The organism is Klebsiella sp. 2680, from assembly GCF_900198535.1.
In the GTDB taxonomy this organism is placed as follows: domain Bacteria; phylum Pseudomonadota; class Gammaproteobacteria; order Enterobacterales; family Enterobacteriaceae; genus Klebsiella; species Klebsiella indica.
This window is the reverse complement of record NZ_FZNJ01000002.1, coordinates 782,146-796,475: the sequence shown is the minus strand read 5'-3', so window position 1 is coordinate 796,475 and position 14,330 is coordinate 782,146. Positions and strand designations below refer to the sequence as shown.

Sequence of the window (14,330 nt, the reverse complement as noted above, 5' to 3'; positions counted from 1 at the left end):
CGTCCTTTACAGCGGAATGCGTCGTCCCCGCGGGCGTATACAGCGTAAATCGGAGGTGACGGCGGGCGATTCAGCCTGACTGGTGGCGGCATCTATTTAATAATCAATTAACCCGTTCCGGGAATAATACAGACCAATGCCATCAGAGGGTTATCAATGCATTTTACCCAAGCTATCGCTCGTTTACCGGCCGCGACCTGCGGCGCCGGGCAAACAACCGCCCGGTTAGGGGCACCGGATGTTGCCAATACCACGCGTCAGTTTCTCGCCTATATAGAAACCTTATTACGACTTGGCCTCAAGGTCACCGTGCTGCCTGCCGCAGAGGATTATCCGGACGCGCACTTTGTTGAAGATACCGCCGTGGTGATGCCAGAACTGGCGGTGATTACCCATCCGGGCGCGCCGAGCCGTCGGGGAGAAGTCGATACCATCGCGCCGCTTCTGGCGGGTTTCCGTCCGCTGGTACAGATGAGTGAGCGTGGGCATATGGATGGCGGCGACGTACTGCTGGTGGATAAACAGTTTTTTATCGGCCTGACGGCGCGCACTGACGAGCAGGGGATCCGCGAGTTTGCCGCAGCCGTTGAGCCCCACGGCTATCGCGTGACGGCGGTTGACGTCAGTGCCGGCCTGCATCTGAAATCGATCGTCAACTATGTTGGCCGCAATACGCTGCTGCTGACGGAAGGCTATGTTAATCACCCGGCGTTTAGCGGTTTTAACCGCATTGTTATCCCGGAGGAGGAGTCCTACGCCGGAAATACGCTGTGGATCAACGATACCTTAATTACGCCGCAAGGTTATCCCTACACCCTGGGGAAAATCGGTCAACTGGGCATGCCCATCGTACAGCTTGATACCAGCGAATTTAAGAAGATGGATGGCGGTCTGACCTGCCTCTCACTGCGTTTTTAATCATCGCGCCAACTCCGGGGAAACCGAAAATGAAAACACGCCTTGCCGCTTTACTGGCCTGTATGGCGCTGAGCGCGCCGCTGGCCGCCCAGCAGTTTGACACGATCAGTTTTGGTGTTGATGGTGGCTATCCGCCCTTTGACGTTCTGGCCCCCAGCGGGGACATTACTGGCTTTGATATTGATATCGCCAACGCGCTTTGCACGCAGCTGAAGGCCAAATGCGTTTTCGTTAAGCAGCCGTTTGAGAGCATGATCGCCGCCCTCAATGCGCATAAATTCGATGCCATTATCGCTTCGCTCAATATTACCGATGAGCGCAAAAAGGAAGTGGATTTCACCGATCGCTACTATCGCAGCGCGGCGCAGCTGGTGGCGCGCAAAGGGAGCCCGCTGCTGCCGGATGCCGCCAGTCTGAAGGGCAAAACCGTTGGCGTGCAGACCGGCTCCACCCATGAAGCGTTTGCAAAGGCAAACTGGGCCAGTCATGGCGTGAAGATCGTCAGTTACGCTAACCAGGACAACGTTTATCTCGACTTGCTTTCCGGGCGCATTGACGCCTCTCTGCAGGATAATATCCAGGCGGCGACCGGCTTTATTGATACGCCTCGTGGGCAGAAATTTGCCTTTGCCGGCCCGGTTATTCAGGATGGCGGCATCTCTTCCGACGTCGGGATTGCAGTCAATAAAGACAACCCGGCGCTGCGCGATGCGTTAAATGGCGCCATTAAGGCAATCCGCGCTGATGGCACCTACGATGCCATCCAGAAAAAATACTTTAGCTTTGATATTTATGGCAAATAAATCGTGAAGGCGAGGGTGCCGGTTGTTGACTGGCGCCCGTTTCTGACCCCCGTGGAAGGCTGAACATGGTCGCAGACTATTTACCATTACTGTTACGCGGCGCGGCGGTTTCGCTGTGCGTGATGTTCTCTTCATTACTGGTGGCCCTGCTGCTGGGGCTGGTTAACGCGCTGATTAAACTGTTTGGCCCGCCGTGGCTGCGGGTGTTTTCTACCGGCTATACCACGCTGGTGCGCGGTATCCCGGAACTGGTGATTATGCTGCTGCTGTTTTTTGGCGGCGAAATGCTGGTGAATCAACTGCTGGGGCTGGTCGGGCTGGGGCCCGTTCGTTTCAATACCTTTATTTCCGGCGTACTGGCAATTGGCTTTGTATTTGGCGCTTACTACACGGAGACGTTTCGCGGCGCGTTTCTTACCGTCGAGAGCGGGCAAACCGAAGCGGCGCAGGCATACGGAATGCGTCCGTGGACGGTATTTCGCCGGGTGATGTTACCGCAGATGCTGAGCTTTGCTATTCCAGGGATCAACAATAACTGGCTGGGGCTGATGAAAGCATCGGCGCTGGTCTCGATCCTCGGTCTGGAGGATATGGTATGGCTGGCCGAACAGGCTGGCCGCGCCACGCAAAAACCGTTTTTGTTCTACTTTCTGGTGTCGCTGATTTATATGGTTATCACCGCGCTTTCCAGCTGGCTGTTTAACCGTCTGGCGAAACGTTATGCTCTGCGTTCTTCAACGGCGGGGGCGACGCTATGAATCTGCAAACCTTTATCGCGGCGATTCCCGGCTATTTATGGAGCGATGGCAACGGCGCGGCGAGCGGTCTGGCAGTGACCGCGGAGCTGTTTTTACTCGCCATCGTTCCCGGCATGGCGCTGGCGATATTGATGGCGGTAGGGCAGGTTTACGGCCCGCGGGTGCTGTCGATACCCATTCGCGCGTTGACCTGGTTTTTCCGCAGCACGCCGCTTTACCTGCAATTGATGCTGATTTATTACGGGCTGTCGCAGTTCGATATCGTGCAGATGGGCTGGCAGAATGACCAGCCATTCTGGCTGCTGTTCCGCGATGCCACCTTCTGCGCCACCCTGGCGCTGGTACTGAATACTTCGGCCTACGTTGCGGAACTGCTGGCGGGCATGATGTTGACTTTCCCGCGCCAGGAGTGGATCACCGGCGAGGCTTACGGTATGGGAAAATGGCAAATTGTCCGCCGTCTTGTTCTGCCTGCCACGCTCAGACGCGGGATCCCGGCGCTGAATAATGAAATGGTCTTTTTACTGCACGCGACATCCCTGGCCAGCACCGTGACATTACTGGACATCACCGGCGTGGCGCGGGCTTTCTACGCCATGACCTATTCGCCGTTTATTCCGTTTCTGATGGCCGCCGCGCTGTATCTGCTTTGCACCTTTATGCTGATTTTCGCCTTTTCACGCGCCGAACGGCGCTGGCTGGCCTTTGTTCGCCGCGGCTGATCAGGTGCGCTTAATGGACTGCAGCTCAGTCAGGGTGACGATTTTATCGACATGGAACTTTTTACTGGTTAGCCATCTGTCCGCCAGCTGGCAGTAGTGGGTCATGCTACGGCAGCCGATGCGCACCAGAAAGTCGAAGCTGCCGCTGACCAGCCAGCAATCCAGCACTTCCGGCGTCTGGCGCATTTCCTGTTCGAACATCGGCTGCGAGCGGCCATGGTCGGCCAGCGCGATTTGCGCCTGAACGATAAAAGCGTGCTCCGGATCGGGCAGTTCAATGATGGCGCTGTAGCCGCGGATAATGCCCTCGCGCTCAAGGCTACGCACGCGTTCCAGACAGGGACGCGCAGTGAGATTTACCTGCTCCGAGAGCTTCTGATAAGAAATGCGGCCATCCCGGCGCAGGATTTCAAGGATTTTATAATCGATACGGTCAAGCCGGGCTTTCTTTACCACAACCAGGACGTCCAATGAGAATTAAACACTATACATTACCTGAGCATGTCCTCAGTGGGCAGCGGCAATTAAGCCATTTTCATTTCGGCGAGCCCGGAACAGGAGAAAAAGTCTATCTGCAGGCGGGACTGCACGCCGATGAAATTCCGGGCATGCTGGTTCTCCATTATCTTAAAAGATTATTGAACCAGGCGGAACGGCGCGGTGAGCTGCGAGGCGAAATCATTCTGGTGCCGGTGGCGAATCCGCCAGGACTGGCGCAGGTGCTGCTCAATAGCGGCATTGGCCGCTTCGATCTCGTAAGCGGGCGTAATTTTAATCGCGATTTTCCCGATCTGGCGGCACTGGCGTGTCAGCGCCTGGACGCGACATCGCCGGCGTCCAGCGCGGGGTATCTGCAACGGGTGCGCGCGGCAATGCAGAGCGCGTTAGCGGCTGAGCCCGTCGGCAACGAGGTTCAGGCGCTGCGCCATCATTTATTGAGCCTCGCCTGCGACGCCGACCTGGTGTTGGATCTGCACTGTGACGATCGGGCGATTTTGCATCTGTACGCCGATCCGGCCTGGCAGAGTGAGGCTGGCGTGCTGGCGGCGTTTCTCGGTATCGGCGTCGTGCTGCTGTCACAGGAGAGCGGAGGTAACTCATTTGATGAGGCCTGCGGCCTGCCGTGGCATCGTCTGGCTGCCCGTTATCCATCGTGGCAACCGCGCCAGCCCGGCTGTATGGCGGTCACCGTCGAGCTGCGTGGTCAGCAGGATGTGAATCACGCCACCGCCTGCGATGACGCCGAACGGCTGTACCGCTACCTGCAATACCGTGGCGTGCTGGCGGGCGTTAAGCCTGCGGTTCCGCCGCAGGAAACGGTGATGCTGCCGTTTTCCGCCGGAGAAATTGTTACCGCCCCGGCGACGGGAATTTTAGTGCAGTTGAAACAGCCTGGTGAATGGGTCAGCCGCGATGATGTGGTCGCTGAAATCATTGATCCGCTCAGTGATAGTGTCAACGCGGTCCGTCCGAAATCGGGCGGTGTGATCTATGCCAGTCGTCGGGCGCCATTTGTGACGTTAGGGGCGGAAATCATGAAAATCGCCGGAGAGCAGCCGTTCAGCGGCGGGGGCGGGCTGGCGATGTAAGCGGCAGCGAACCATCACTTTTATCACCTGCCTGGAAAAACGTCCCTGTCGATCGCCCATATGATCTGGCCGTATACCTGCGCGCCCCCGGCGTGGTCAGGACATTAACACGTGAACAGGGGGCTGCAGTTCCCCGCAGGCGCGGGCGATGCTCTGACAGGCTAATTCCAACTGGGCATCATCCAGCGCGTAGGCCAGCCGCAGATATCCTGGCATCCCAAATGCGGTTCCCGGGAGGGTGGCGACATGGGCTGCGGTTAACAGGTAATCGGCAACCGCGACGTCATCATGGAGCCGATCGCCCGCCGGGGTCGATTGACCGATCAGGCCGGAGCAATTCGCGAAGACATAAAATGCGGCCTGCGGCGTCGCCGCGCTGACTCCGTTGACCTCATCAATCAGCGCCATTACCCGATTGCGGCGTTGAGTGAGGATAGCCAGCCACTGGGGCAGGAAATCGGCGGGGTGGTTGAGGGCGGCGACCCCCGCCGCCTGCGCCAGCGAACATGGGTTGGAGGTGCTCTGCGACTGCAAAATGGTCATCGCGGAAATTAACCACGCGGGCCCGGCCGCGTAGCCCAGGCGCCAGCCGGTCATGGAAAAGCCCTTTGAGAGCCCATTCACCGTCAGAATGCGATCGCGTAGTCCGGGCGCAATCTGCGCCAGCGTGCAGAATGGTGCGCCGTCGTAGCGCAGCGCCTCATAGATATCATCTGCCAGAATCAGCACCTGCGGTGCGGCCAGCAGCACCTCCGCCAGCGCCAGCAATTCCGCGCGGCTGTACAGCGCTCCCGTGGGATTGGAGGGCGAGTTGAGGATCAGCCAGCGGGTATGCGGGGTAATGGCGGCGGCCAGAGATTGCGGCGTGAGTTTCCAGCCGTTTTGCTCGCTGGTCGGAACGATGACGGGTTCGCCATCCGCCAGCGCGACCATATCGGGATAGGAGACCCAGTACGGCGCGGGGATAATGGCCTGCAAACCACTGCTTAGCGTCGCCTGCAGCGCATTGAAAATCAGCTGCTTAGCCCCCGTTCCGGCAATGATCTCCTGGGGGGTAAAGCGCAGGTCGTTGTCGCGGGCGAATTTATCCATGATGGCGGCTTTCAGGGCGACGGTACCGCCGACGGCGGTGTATTTTGTTTCACCCTGGTGGATAGCGTTGATACCGGCCTGGCCGATCGCCGCCGGTGTGGCAAAATCCAGTTCACCGAGGCCAAGGCTAATAATGTCGATCCCCTGCTGCTGGAGAGCGCGTACCCGATCGGCAATGGCCGCCGTCGGCGATGGGCGAACTCGCCGCATGCGCGGCGCGAGAAATGGTGCTGACATAGTGTTCTCTTTGGTTAAACGCCGCGTTAAATCGGGCGGCGTATTCATCTTTTCAGGAATCTCAGGCCGTTAGCGTGACGCCGCTGCGCGTGTCGGCGGCAAGGCGCAGAAGCTCCGCCCGGGTTTCGGCAATCACTTCCGGGCTGACATCGATCAGCGGCGAACGCACATGTCCGCCGTTGAAGCCGCGCAGATTCATGGCGGCTTTCACCAGTTGCGGCTGGCCGTGGCGACGGGCCAGGGCGCGGAAGCCGTACCATAAGCGGTGTAATTCTCTGGCGGTGGCGGCATCGCCTTGCTCCAGCGCCCGGAAGCTGGCTAACACCAGCTCGGGCAGGGCGCCGCTGTTGGTGGTACTGATCCCGTCGAAGCCGCACATCATGGGGCCTAAAAACGCCAGATCGGAGGCACAGAACAGACGCACACGGCCGGATAAGCGGTTGGCGATTTGATCGATGACGGTCGGATTGAGATCGCCCTGTTTGATACCCACCACCTGCGGGATATCCGCCAGTTGCTCCAGAAGAGCAGGGGATAAGGTGATGCCGATGCCCGGCGCGTTGTAGACCAGAATCCCGGTTCTGGATAACGGCGCCATTTGCTGGAAAAAGCTTACGATTTGCGCATCGGTGACTTCGGAAACAAAAGGCGGCGTGACCATCGGCAGGCCGCCGAGGTCGCCTGCCAGCGTGGTCAGTTCGCGAACCACCCGGGCGTCGGAACCCGCGCTGCACAGCATAACCGGAACGCGATCGCCCACGACTTGCATAACGTGGCGGAAAATCGCGGCGCGCTCCTCAACGCTGAGCGTCGGGAATTCGCCATAGGTTCCGCCGATCAGGATACCGTCGTAGCCGAGGCCGATGACGCGCTCAATATTGGCGGCCAGCCCCGCGAAATCAATATCGCCTTGCGCGGTAAACGGTGTCACGGTGATATTGAAAATTCCGCGCAGTCTTTCACGGCATTCAATCCTGTCTTTCATCTCTCTCTCCTTTACAGGTCATGCCCCTGCGGCATGACGATGGTGTGGTGGTAGTAACCGGCGTTTGCCTGTCGATGGTGCAATTGCGCACTGTTATTGCGCGTCATTTGTTCATTTATGTCGCAGCGACTTATAGGTGACTCAACTGGCTGAGTGGCCGAATAACGACGCCAGCGGCGGTCAGGCGTTCACGTAAGGTACGGGCGATAGCGACGCCCTGCGGGTTATCACCGTGAACGCAGATGGTGTGCACGGGCATCGGGATCCTGGCGCCGCTGATGGTACGAATCGCTTGTTCTTCAATCATTTGCAGCGCACGGCTGGCGGCACGCTCGGGATCGTGAATGATGGCATCCGGAAGGTGCCGAGGGAGGGTAAGTCCGTTCTCACCGTAGCTGCGGTCCGCGAACACTTCGCAGGCGACGCGCAGTCCGGCCTTGCGCGCCGCCCGTTCTGTCGCATTGTGTGGGGTGGTGACCAGCATCAACTGACGGTCGACGGCCAGAATTGCGCTGACAATGGCTGCCGATAATGCGTCGTCGGTGAATGCCTGGGTGGCCATTGCGCCGTGCAGCTTGACGTGCGTCATCGCATGGCCGCAGGCCCGCGCCACCGCCTGCATGGCCCCTAGCTGATACACCACCATTTTGCCGACATCCGCCGGGCTATCGCCGGTAATGGTGCGCCGGCCAAAGCCCCACAGGTCAAGAAAGCCCGGATGCGCGCCGACATCCAGCCCGCGCGCTTTGGCGTGGGTGACGGTGCGGTGCATCACTACCGCATCGCCAGCGTGAAAACCGCAGGCGACGTTGGCCGACGTCACCAGATCCAGCATGGCTTCATCGTCGCCCACGCTGAATTGACCAAAACTTTCACCCAGATCTGAATTCAGGTCCACTTCTTGCATAATGACTCCTTGAAACACTTGGTATACCAAATGCATGCAATGAGAATGCCAAAGGGTGAAAGCCAACATCACGCTGCTGGCGAGTGCGCCGATAAACGAATGTTTAACGAGGAGAGAGTGAGCAGATGAAACCATCGATCAAAGCAGGCTGTCTGACATTGGGCCTGTTGACCATGAGCTATAGCCTGTCCGCCAACGCGGATGAGCTCTACTTTGCCAGCTGGGGCGGAGCCTACCAGGACGCGATTCGTGAAGCCTGGCTAAAGCCCTTTAATAAAGAAACCGGTATTGATGTCGTCGAAGATACCGACCCGCAGGTCAGTAAACTGAAAGCCATGCAGGATACCAATACCGTTTCATGGGATGTGGTGACGGAAAACAGTTCGCGGCTGGCCCGCGGCATCAAGCTGGGCGTATTTGAAAAGATCACCCCCGAAATGGTCAATCAGCAGCATGTTATCCCCGGCGCGCGCAACGATTACGGTGTGCCGTCTGAAATTTTCTCCACCCTGATCGGCTTCTCCAGTAAAGCCTTCCCGGAAGGTAAACCGCAGCCGAAAACCTTCGCCGATTTTTGGAACGTGAAGAAATTCCCCGGTAAACGCACCTTACAGGATGAACCGGCCACGGTGATCGAAGCGGCGCTAATCGCCGACGGCGTCAAGCCGGAAGACGTCTATAAAACGCTGAGTACCCCGGAAGGGGTCGATCGGGCGATGAATCAGATTAAGAAAATCAAACCCTATGTAGCGAAATGGTGGAAGAGCGGCGCTGAACCGGTGCAGGCGCTCGCCAGCGGCGAAGTGGTGATGGCGCTGGGCTGGAATGGTCGCTTCCAGGCGGGCATCGACTCCGGCGTACCGATCAAAATGTCCTGGGACGATTCCATCGCTCAGGTTGGCTATTTCGCGCTGGTTAAAGGGGCGCACAACCGCGAAGCCGCGCTGAAACTGCTCAACTACATTATTGCGCCGAAACATCAGGCGGAATTCAGCAAGTACATCGCCTATGGCCCGACCACCAAAGATGCGATGCAGTATATCGACAAAGCGCGCCAGCAACGTTTGCCGTCGACGCCGGAACGGCTGCAGCACACCCTGTTTATGGATGCGGGATGGTGGGACAAAAATGGCCCGGCGATCATTGAGCGCTATAACCAGGTTCGCGCGCAGTAGCGGCGGCCTGTTGTGAGTGTGAAGCATATGTTGATTCAGTGAATGACTGGGCGGACGGGACTGCTGGTAGGGTCCCGTCCAGAACGGAGTGAGTTATGGTGGCAACGATATTGACTGACAACCTTACCCCATCCCGGCGGATCCGATGGCCCGGGCTGGCCCTCGTGGCGACGCTACCGTTGCTGCTTTTTTTACTGCTGTTTTTTGTCTGGCCGATTGCCGGGCTGCTGAAGCAAGGATTCCTGGTGCAGGGGCATTTTAGCCTCGAAAACTATCTCCACCTGTGGGATACCCCGATTTATCGCATCGTTCTGGAAAATACGTTTGTTATCGCGACGGCGGTTACCATTGGCTGCATTGTGATGAGCTACCCGCTGGCCTGGCTGATGGCTTCGGTGCGCCCGGCGATGGCGAAGCTGCTGTTTTTCGCCGTTCTGCTGCCGTTCTGGTCCAGCGCGCTGGTACGGACCTCGGCGTGGATCGCGCTGCTGCAGCAAAACGGCCCCCTTAACCATCTTTTGATGACCCTGCAGATAACTTCGCAGCCGGTGGCGTTCCTGTATAACTTTACCGGCGTACTGATCGGCATGGTGCACGTGCTGATGCCCTTCGTGGTGTTGCCGCTCTATGCCTCATTCCGCTCGCTGGATAGCTCGCTGCTGCAGGCGGCGCAGAGCTTAGGCGCGGATTCGCTCAGCGTCTTCACCCGTATTATTTTGCCGCTGACGCGTCCTGGCGTCGTTGCTGGCGCGGTAATCGTCTTTATGAACGCGGTCGGTTACTACATTACGCCATCGCTGATGGGCGGACCGGCGCAGCGGATGGTCGCGGAGCTGATATCACACAATATTACCGATGAACTGAACTGGGGGATCGCCGCCGCGCTGGCCTGCGTATTGCTGATCACCACCTTGTTCGCGCTGTGGTTGTTTAATCGCCTGTTTGGTCTCGATAAGCTGATGGGCGGCGCCAGCGGCAAGGGCAGCCAGTCGGTGGTGGTGACGCAACGTAGCGGCGGCGGGCGTATCAGCGCAGGCGCGGGCGTGCTGGTGGCGCTGTTTCTTATCCTGCCGATTGTTATCGTTATTCCGATGAGTTTCGGTACCGCCAGCTTCCCCACTTTTCCTCCGTCCGAATACGGCGTGCGCTGGTACGTTAACTTTTTCACCGATCCTAAATGGATGCTGGCGCTGGGCGAGAGCGTGCGGATTGGGCTGATTGTCACCATTCTGTCAATGGTGCTGGGCGCGACCGCCGCGATGGGGATTCATAAGCTACGCTCGCCGCGCAAAAGCTGGCTGGAGACGCTGTTTATTATTCCCATGTCGGTCCCCGCCATCATTACCGCGGTCTCGCTGTATTATCTGTGCGGACCTTTGGGTTTAATCAACAACTCGGTGGCGCTAATCCTCGGCCATACCGTTCTGGCGACGCCTTACACCTTTATTACGCTGCGTGCGGCGCTGAAAGGATTTGATCCCAGCCTGGAACTGGCGGCCTACAGCCTCGGCGCCAGGCCGTGGCAGATGTTTCGCCGCGTTATGCTGCCGCTTTTGCTCCCCGGCATGATCGGCGGCGCGGTGTTTGCCTTTGTGACCTCCTTTGACGACGTCGTGATGTCGCTATTTTTGACCACTATCCGTAATCGAACCCTGCCGAAGCTGATGTATGAAGGGCTGGCGTTCGATTTTGACCCGACGGTGATTTCGGCCTCCTGCGTGCTGATCGCGGCGACGGCGGGGATCCTGATTATTCAGAGCCTGGTAAAACGTAATGGAGGCAAACATGCGTCAAATGCAGGGTAAAGATGTCACTCTCAACGCCATTCGCAAAACCTACGCTGCGACGGTGGCGCTGCCGCATATCGATCTGAAGGTCGCGCGCGGTGAATTCTGTACGCTGCTGGGCGCTTCCGGTTCCGGTAAAACCACGCTGCTCAAAGTGATTGCCGGATTTGAACGGCCCGATAGCGGCAACGTACTGATCGCCGGTAAGGAGGTGACCCGCGCCCCGATTGCCGATCGCAACATTGGTATGGTGTTCCAGAACTATGCGCTCTTTCCGCATATGTCGGTCTTTGAGAACGTCGCTTTTCCGCTGCGCATGCGTCGTCTGGCAAAAGTCGATATTGAGCGCCGGGTTGGCGAGGCGCTGGCGCTGGTCAGTCTCGAAGAGTACCGCAAACGCCTGCCCGGAGAGCTTTCTGGCGGGCAGCAGCAGCGCGCCGCGCTGGCACGTGCGCTGGTATTTAATCCGGACATTCTGCTGATGGATGAACCGCTCGGGGCGCTGGATAAAAATTTGCGCCAGTCGATTCAGGTTCAGATTAAACAGCTGCACCAGGAACTGGGGCTGACGGTGGTGTTTGTCACCCACGATCAGGAAGAGGCGATGAATCTCTCCGATCGGATCATCATAATGGATAAAGGCGAAATCGTCGGCGATGGCTCTCCGCAGAGCCTTTATCGCCAGCCGGATAGCCGCTTTGTCGCCGGTTTTCTCGGCGAATGCAATTTTATCTCCGGCGAGCGCGACGGAACGCTGGGGGTTCGGCCGGAGCATATGCTGGTCGGGCGCGCCAGCGAGGGGGCGGGCTGGCGCTATCAGGGCAATGTCGTGATGGCGACCTTTTGCGGCCTGCACTGGAAATTATTGATTGCGTATCAGGGACAGATGCTGGTGGCCTATGCGCCGGTAGATCTTCCGTCCGAGGAGCGGATCGCCGGTCAGACCATCAGTTTTGGCTTTCGGCCGGAACAGGCGATGACTTTCAGGGAGTCGGCGTGAACGGCTATCCACGTTTTATTGCGGTGGGTGAACAGGCGCTGTTGGTCGAATTCGGCAACCGCATCGACGATCGGCTTAATGCCCGGGTGCTGGCGCTGGCGGCGGCGTTAAACGGGGTGAGTGGGGTGAGTGAAATCATTCCCACCTATCGCTCCCTGACGATAACCTTTGATCCGTTAACGGTAACCTGTACTGAACTGTGCGAACGGGTTGCGCTGTCTCTCGATCCGCCTGCGGCAAACCACTCATCGCGCCGTCGCTGGCGGGTGCCGGTGTGCTATGGAGGTGAATATGGCGAAGATCTGCCCGCCCTGGCGCAGGCGCACGGCTTGAGTCCACAACAGGTGATTGATCTGCACAGCACCGCGCGCTATCGGGTTTATATGGTGGGATTTATGCCGGGGTTCGCCTATCTCGGCGGACTGCCTGAGGGACTGCATACCCCGCGTCGGGCGTCGCCGCGCGCGATGACCCCAGCGTCCAGCATCAATATTGGCGGCCAGCAGACGGCAATCAGTTCGGTGGCGGGCCCCAGCGGCTGGCATCTTATCGGCCGGACGCCGTGGCGTTCATTTGACCCGCAGCGTCAACAGCCATTTTTGTTTCAGGCCGGGGATGAAGTCAGCTTTGCGCCGATTTCCCCGGCGGAGTTTACCCGCCTGAGCGACGCGTGCCGCGCGGCGGATTGGTTTCCTGAGCCGGAGGTGGCGTGATGGGCTGGCTGGATGTCATTTCGCCTGGACTATTTACCACCGTGCAGGATGAAGGGCGCCGCGGTTTCGCGCATTCGGGCGTACCGGCTTCGGGACCGATGGACATGATCGCGTTTCGCTTAGCCAATGCCGTCGTCGGCAACGGGCCGGATTGCGCGGCGCTGGAATTGACCGCGCTCGGCGGGCGATATCGGGTGACGGGGGGCGAGTGCATCCTCTGTCTTGGCGGCGCGGTTGAGGCGCAGGTGGATGGCCGGGTGCTGGAACCCTGGGTCAGCCACCGGCTGGCGGAGGGCAGCGAACTGGTTATCGGACGGATAGCGCGCGGGCTACGTGCCTACCTGGCGCTGGCTGGCGGCGTGAATGTGCCGCTGGTGTTGGGCAGTCGCGCTACGCTGACCCGCGCGGGGCTGGGCGGCCTGGAAGGACGGGCGCTGGCAAAAGGCGACCGTTTGCCGCTGGGGGACCCGGCCAATATCGGGCGTCGCCGCTGCGCGCATGAGCACCTGGCAGCACTGTACAGCAGCGGTCCGCTGGCCGTGGTGATGGGGCCGCAGCAGGAGGCGTTCACCGCCGCTTCGTTGCTCACCTTTTTACATGGCCGCTACCGGGTGAGCGCCTATGCCGATCGGATGGGGTACCGGATGGCGGGCCCGGCGCTGGCGCATTTACACGGAGCTGATATGGTTTCCGATGCAGTGGTGCCGGGAAGTATTCAGGTTCCCGGTAATGGTCAGCCGATTATTGCGTTGCACGATCGTCAGACCACCGGTGGATACCCGAAAATCGCCACCTTAATTGCTGCGGATCTGCCGCGCGTCGGGCAACTGCGACCGGGGCAGAGCGTAGCGTTTCGTGCGGTCACCCCACAGGAAGGCGTTGCGCGCTGGCGGCGTTTGCAAACGGGCATCGCCGCCTGTTTACAGCATATTCAATCAACGGAAGTGAGCTGGCTATGAGTGAAACACAGAGTGATGTAGACAATATTTTCCTCAATCCTGGCAGCGAGGATCTGACAGAAGCGACCTATCGGCAGCTACTGGAAATGATCCAGCAGGGACGGATCCCCACCAATGTTCCGCTGCAGGAGCGGACGCTGGCGGCGGCGCTGGGCGTGTCGCGTACGCCGTTGCGTGAAGCGTTCAGCCGTCTGGTTGGCGGCGGTTTCGCGACCCGGGTCGGGCGCGGACAGCTTATTGTGAAAGAGCCCACGCTCCGTGAGTATCTGGAGATTCTGCAGTTGCGCATTCTCCTTGAAGGGGAAGCGGCGTTTGCCGCCGCGACGCGAATGCCGAAGCCCCAGGCGCAAACGGTGATTCGCGCGCTGAGCGACCACCGCCAGGCGCGGGACTTTTCCGCCTCTGAGAACCATCGTATCGATAATCTGGTTCACCAGACGATAGCCGCCCACTGCGGTAACGCCATGCTTGAGCGCATGATTTTTGATCTACGCATTAAGGCGCGCACTTTTGACCAGAACGGCACCGTCGCTCGCTTCGAGCCCGGCTGCCAGGAGCATATTGCGCTAATGGAACGTATTCACGACGGCGACGCGCAGGGGGCCAGAGAGGCGATGGTCTTTCATCTGAGCCAGGCGCGGGCCGGTATTGTGGCTCGATTTACTGCAATCTGAGTAGGAAACCA

The 14,330-nt window shown here is 58.9% G+C and carries 15 protein-coding genes; 11 read left to right on the top strand and 4 right to left on the bottom strand.

The window, feature by feature from the left end; all coding sequences use genetic code 11:
- Positions 1-156: 156 nt before the first annotated feature.
- The 4 genes from FN037_RS11130 to FN037_RS11115 all read left to right on the top strand — a co-directional run bounded on the left by FN037_RS11130 (position 157) and on the right by FN037_RS11115 (position 3,201).
- Positions 157-918 carry a dimethylarginine dimethylaminohydrolase family protein gene (locus tag FN037_RS11130; RefSeq protein ID WP_142502244.1) on the top strand — a complete coding sequence of 254 codons (762 nt, stop codon included), beginning with the start codon at positions 157-159 and terminating at the stop codon, positions 916-918.
- A 29-nt stretch (positions 919-947) separates the two neighbouring features.
- A complete protein-coding gene (locus FN037_RS11125; protein WP_142502243.1) occupies positions 948-1,721 on the top strand; it encodes an ABC transporter substrate-binding protein in 774 nt (257 codons plus the stop codon).
- Positions 1,722-1,786: 65 nt separating this feature from the next.
- Complete coding sequence (locus tag FN037_RS11120) at positions 1,787-2,479, top strand: ABC transporter permease (RefSeq protein ID WP_142502242.1); 693 nt, start codon at positions 1,787-1,789, stop codon at positions 2,477-2,479.
- The gene (locus tag FN037_RS11115; RefSeq protein WP_142502241.1) at positions 2,476-3,201 is read left to right on the top strand and encodes an ABC transporter permease; all 726 of its coding nucleotides are present in this window, start codon (positions 2,476-2,478) and stop codon (positions 3,199-3,201) included. The genes FN037_RS11120 and FN037_RS11115 overlap by 4 nt, the downstream gene beginning before the upstream one ends.
- Here the strand turns inward: FN037_RS11115 and FN037_RS11110 are convergent, their stop codons facing one another.
- Positions 3,202-3,657 carry an Lrp/AsnC family transcriptional regulator gene (locus FN037_RS11110; protein WP_142502240.1) on the bottom strand — a complete coding sequence of 152 codons (456 nt, stop codon included), beginning with the start codon at positions 3,655-3,657 and terminating at the stop codon, positions 3,202-3,204.
- Between the two features lie 14 nt (positions 3,658-3,671).
- Here FN037_RS11110 and FN037_RS11105 point away from each other — a divergent pair, with 14 nt between their 5' ends.
- Complete coding sequence (locus tag FN037_RS11105) at positions 3,672-4,790, top strand: succinylglutamate desuccinylase/aspartoacylase family protein (RefSeq protein ID WP_142502239.1); 1,119 nt, start codon at positions 3,672-3,674, stop codon at positions 4,788-4,790.
- Positions 4,791-4,886: 96 nt separating this feature from the next.
- Here FN037_RS11105 and FN037_RS11100 read toward each other — a convergent pair whose 3' ends face one another.
- The 3 genes from FN037_RS11100 to FN037_RS11090 all read right to left on the bottom strand — a co-directional run bounded on the left by FN037_RS11100 (position 4,887) and on the right by FN037_RS11090 (position 8,011).
- The gene (locus FN037_RS11100; protein WP_142502238.1) at positions 4,887-6,119 is read right to left on the bottom strand and encodes a pyridoxal phosphate-dependent aminotransferase; all 1,233 of its coding nucleotides are present in this window, start codon (positions 6,117-6,119) and stop codon (positions 4,887-4,889) included.
- Positions 6,120-6,180: 61 nt separating this feature from the next.
- Positions 6,181-7,104 (bottom strand): dihydrodipicolinate synthase family protein, encoded by a 924-nt coding sequence (locus FN037_RS11095; protein WP_138359921.1) that lies wholly within the window; start codon positions 7,102-7,104, stop codon positions 6,181-6,183.
- A 130-nt stretch (positions 7,105-7,234) separates the two neighbouring features.
- Positions 7,235-8,011 (bottom strand): LamB/YcsF family protein, encoded by a 777-nt coding sequence (locus FN037_RS11090; RefSeq protein WP_138359920.1) that lies wholly within the window; start codon positions 8,009-8,011, stop codon positions 7,235-7,237.
- Positions 8,012-8,136: 125 nt separating this feature from the next.
- Between FN037_RS11090 and FN037_RS11085 the strand changes: the two genes are divergently transcribed.
- The 6 genes from FN037_RS11085 (at position 8,137) to FN037_RS11060 (ending at position 14,319) form a co-directional block, all read left to right on the top strand.
- Entirely contained in the window at positions 8,137-9,186 is a 1,050-nt protein-coding gene (locus FN037_RS11085) for an ABC transporter substrate-binding protein (RefSeq protein WP_142502237.1), read from the top strand.
- A gap of 95 nt (positions 9,187-9,281) precedes the next feature.
- Positions 9,282-10,991, top strand: a complete 1,710-nt coding sequence (locus tag FN037_RS11080) for an ABC transporter permease (protein WP_142502236.1) — start codon at positions 9,282-9,284, stop codon at positions 10,989-10,991.
- The gene (locus FN037_RS11075) at positions 10,972-11,973 is read left to right on the top strand and encodes an ABC transporter ATP-binding protein (protein WP_142502235.1); all 1,002 of its coding nucleotides are present in this window, start codon (positions 10,972-10,974) and stop codon (positions 11,971-11,973) included. The genes FN037_RS11080 and FN037_RS11075 overlap by 20 nt, the downstream gene beginning before the upstream one ends.
- Positions 11,970-12,686 (top strand): 5-oxoprolinase subunit PxpB, encoded by a 717-nt coding sequence (gene pxpB / locus FN037_RS11070; protein WP_142502234.1) that lies wholly within the window; start codon positions 11,970-11,972, stop codon positions 12,684-12,686. The genes FN037_RS11075 and pxpB overlap by 4 nt, the downstream gene beginning before the upstream one ends.
- Positions 12,686-13,645, top strand: a complete 960-nt coding sequence (locus FN037_RS11065; protein WP_260607872.1) for a biotin-dependent carboxyltransferase family protein — start codon at positions 12,686-12,688, stop codon at positions 13,643-13,645. The genes pxpB and FN037_RS11065 overlap by 1 nt, the downstream gene beginning before the upstream one ends.
- Positions 13,642-14,319: a GntR family transcriptional regulator gene (locus FN037_RS11060; RefSeq protein WP_142502232.1), complete on the top strand. Its 678-nt coding sequence runs from the start codon at positions 13,642-13,644 to the stop codon at positions 14,317-14,319. The genes FN037_RS11065 and FN037_RS11060 overlap by 4 nt, the downstream gene beginning before the upstream one ends.
- The last annotated feature ends 11 nt before the right edge of the window (positions 14,320-14,330 follow it).

What these genes read in the sequence shown, in the direction of transcription:
- FN037_RS11130 (WP_142502244.1), top strand. Translation starts at nt 157, where the DNA reads ATGCATTTTACCCAAGCTATCGCTCGTTTACCGGCCGCGACCTGCGGC.
- FN037_RS11125 (WP_142502243.1), top strand. Translation starts at nt 948, where the DNA reads ATGAAAACACGCCTTGCCGCTTTACTGGCCTGTATGGCGCTGAGCGCG.
- FN037_RS11120 (WP_142502242.1), top strand. Translation starts at nt 1,787, where the DNA reads ATGGTCGCAGACTATTTACCATTACTGTTACGCGGCGCGGCGGTTTCG.
- FN037_RS11115 (WP_142502241.1), top strand. Translation starts at nt 2,476, where the DNA reads ATGAATCTGCAAACCTTTATCGCGGCGATTCCCGGCTATTTATGGAGC.
- FN037_RS11105 (WP_142502239.1), top strand. Translation starts at nt 3,672, where the DNA reads ATGAGAATTAAACACTATACATTACCTGAGCATGTCCTCAGTGGGCAG.
- FN037_RS11100 (WP_142502238.1), bottom strand. Translation starts at nt 6,119, where the DNA reads ATGTCAGCACCATTTCTCGCGCCGCGCATGCGGCGAGTTCGCCCATCG.
- FN037_RS11095 (WP_138359921.1), bottom strand. Translation starts at nt 7,104, where the DNA reads ATGAAAGACAGGATTGAATGCCGTGAAAGACTGCGCGGAATTTTCAAT.
- FN037_RS11090 (WP_138359920.1), bottom strand. Translation starts at nt 8,011, where the DNA reads ATGCAAGAAGTGGACCTGAATTCAGATCTGGGTGAAAGTTTTGGTCAA.
- FN037_RS11085 (WP_142502237.1), top strand. Translation starts at nt 8,137, where the DNA reads ATGAAACCATCGATCAAAGCAGGCTGTCTGACATTGGGCCTGTTGACC.
- FN037_RS11080 (WP_142502236.1), top strand. Translation starts at nt 9,282, where the DNA reads ATGGTGGCAACGATATTGACTGACAACCTTACCCCATCCCGGCGGATC.
- FN037_RS11075 (WP_142502235.1), top strand. Translation starts at nt 10,972, where the DNA reads ATGCGTCAAATGCAGGGTAAAGATGTCACTCTCAACGCCATTCGCAAA.
- FN037_RS11065 (WP_260607872.1), top strand. Translation starts at nt 12,686, where the DNA reads ATGGGCTGGCTGGATGTCATTTCGCCTGGACTATTTACCACCGTGCAG.
- FN037_RS11060 (WP_142502232.1), top strand. Translation starts at nt 13,642, where the DNA reads ATGAGTGAAACACAGAGTGATGTAGACAATATTTTCCTCAATCCTGGC.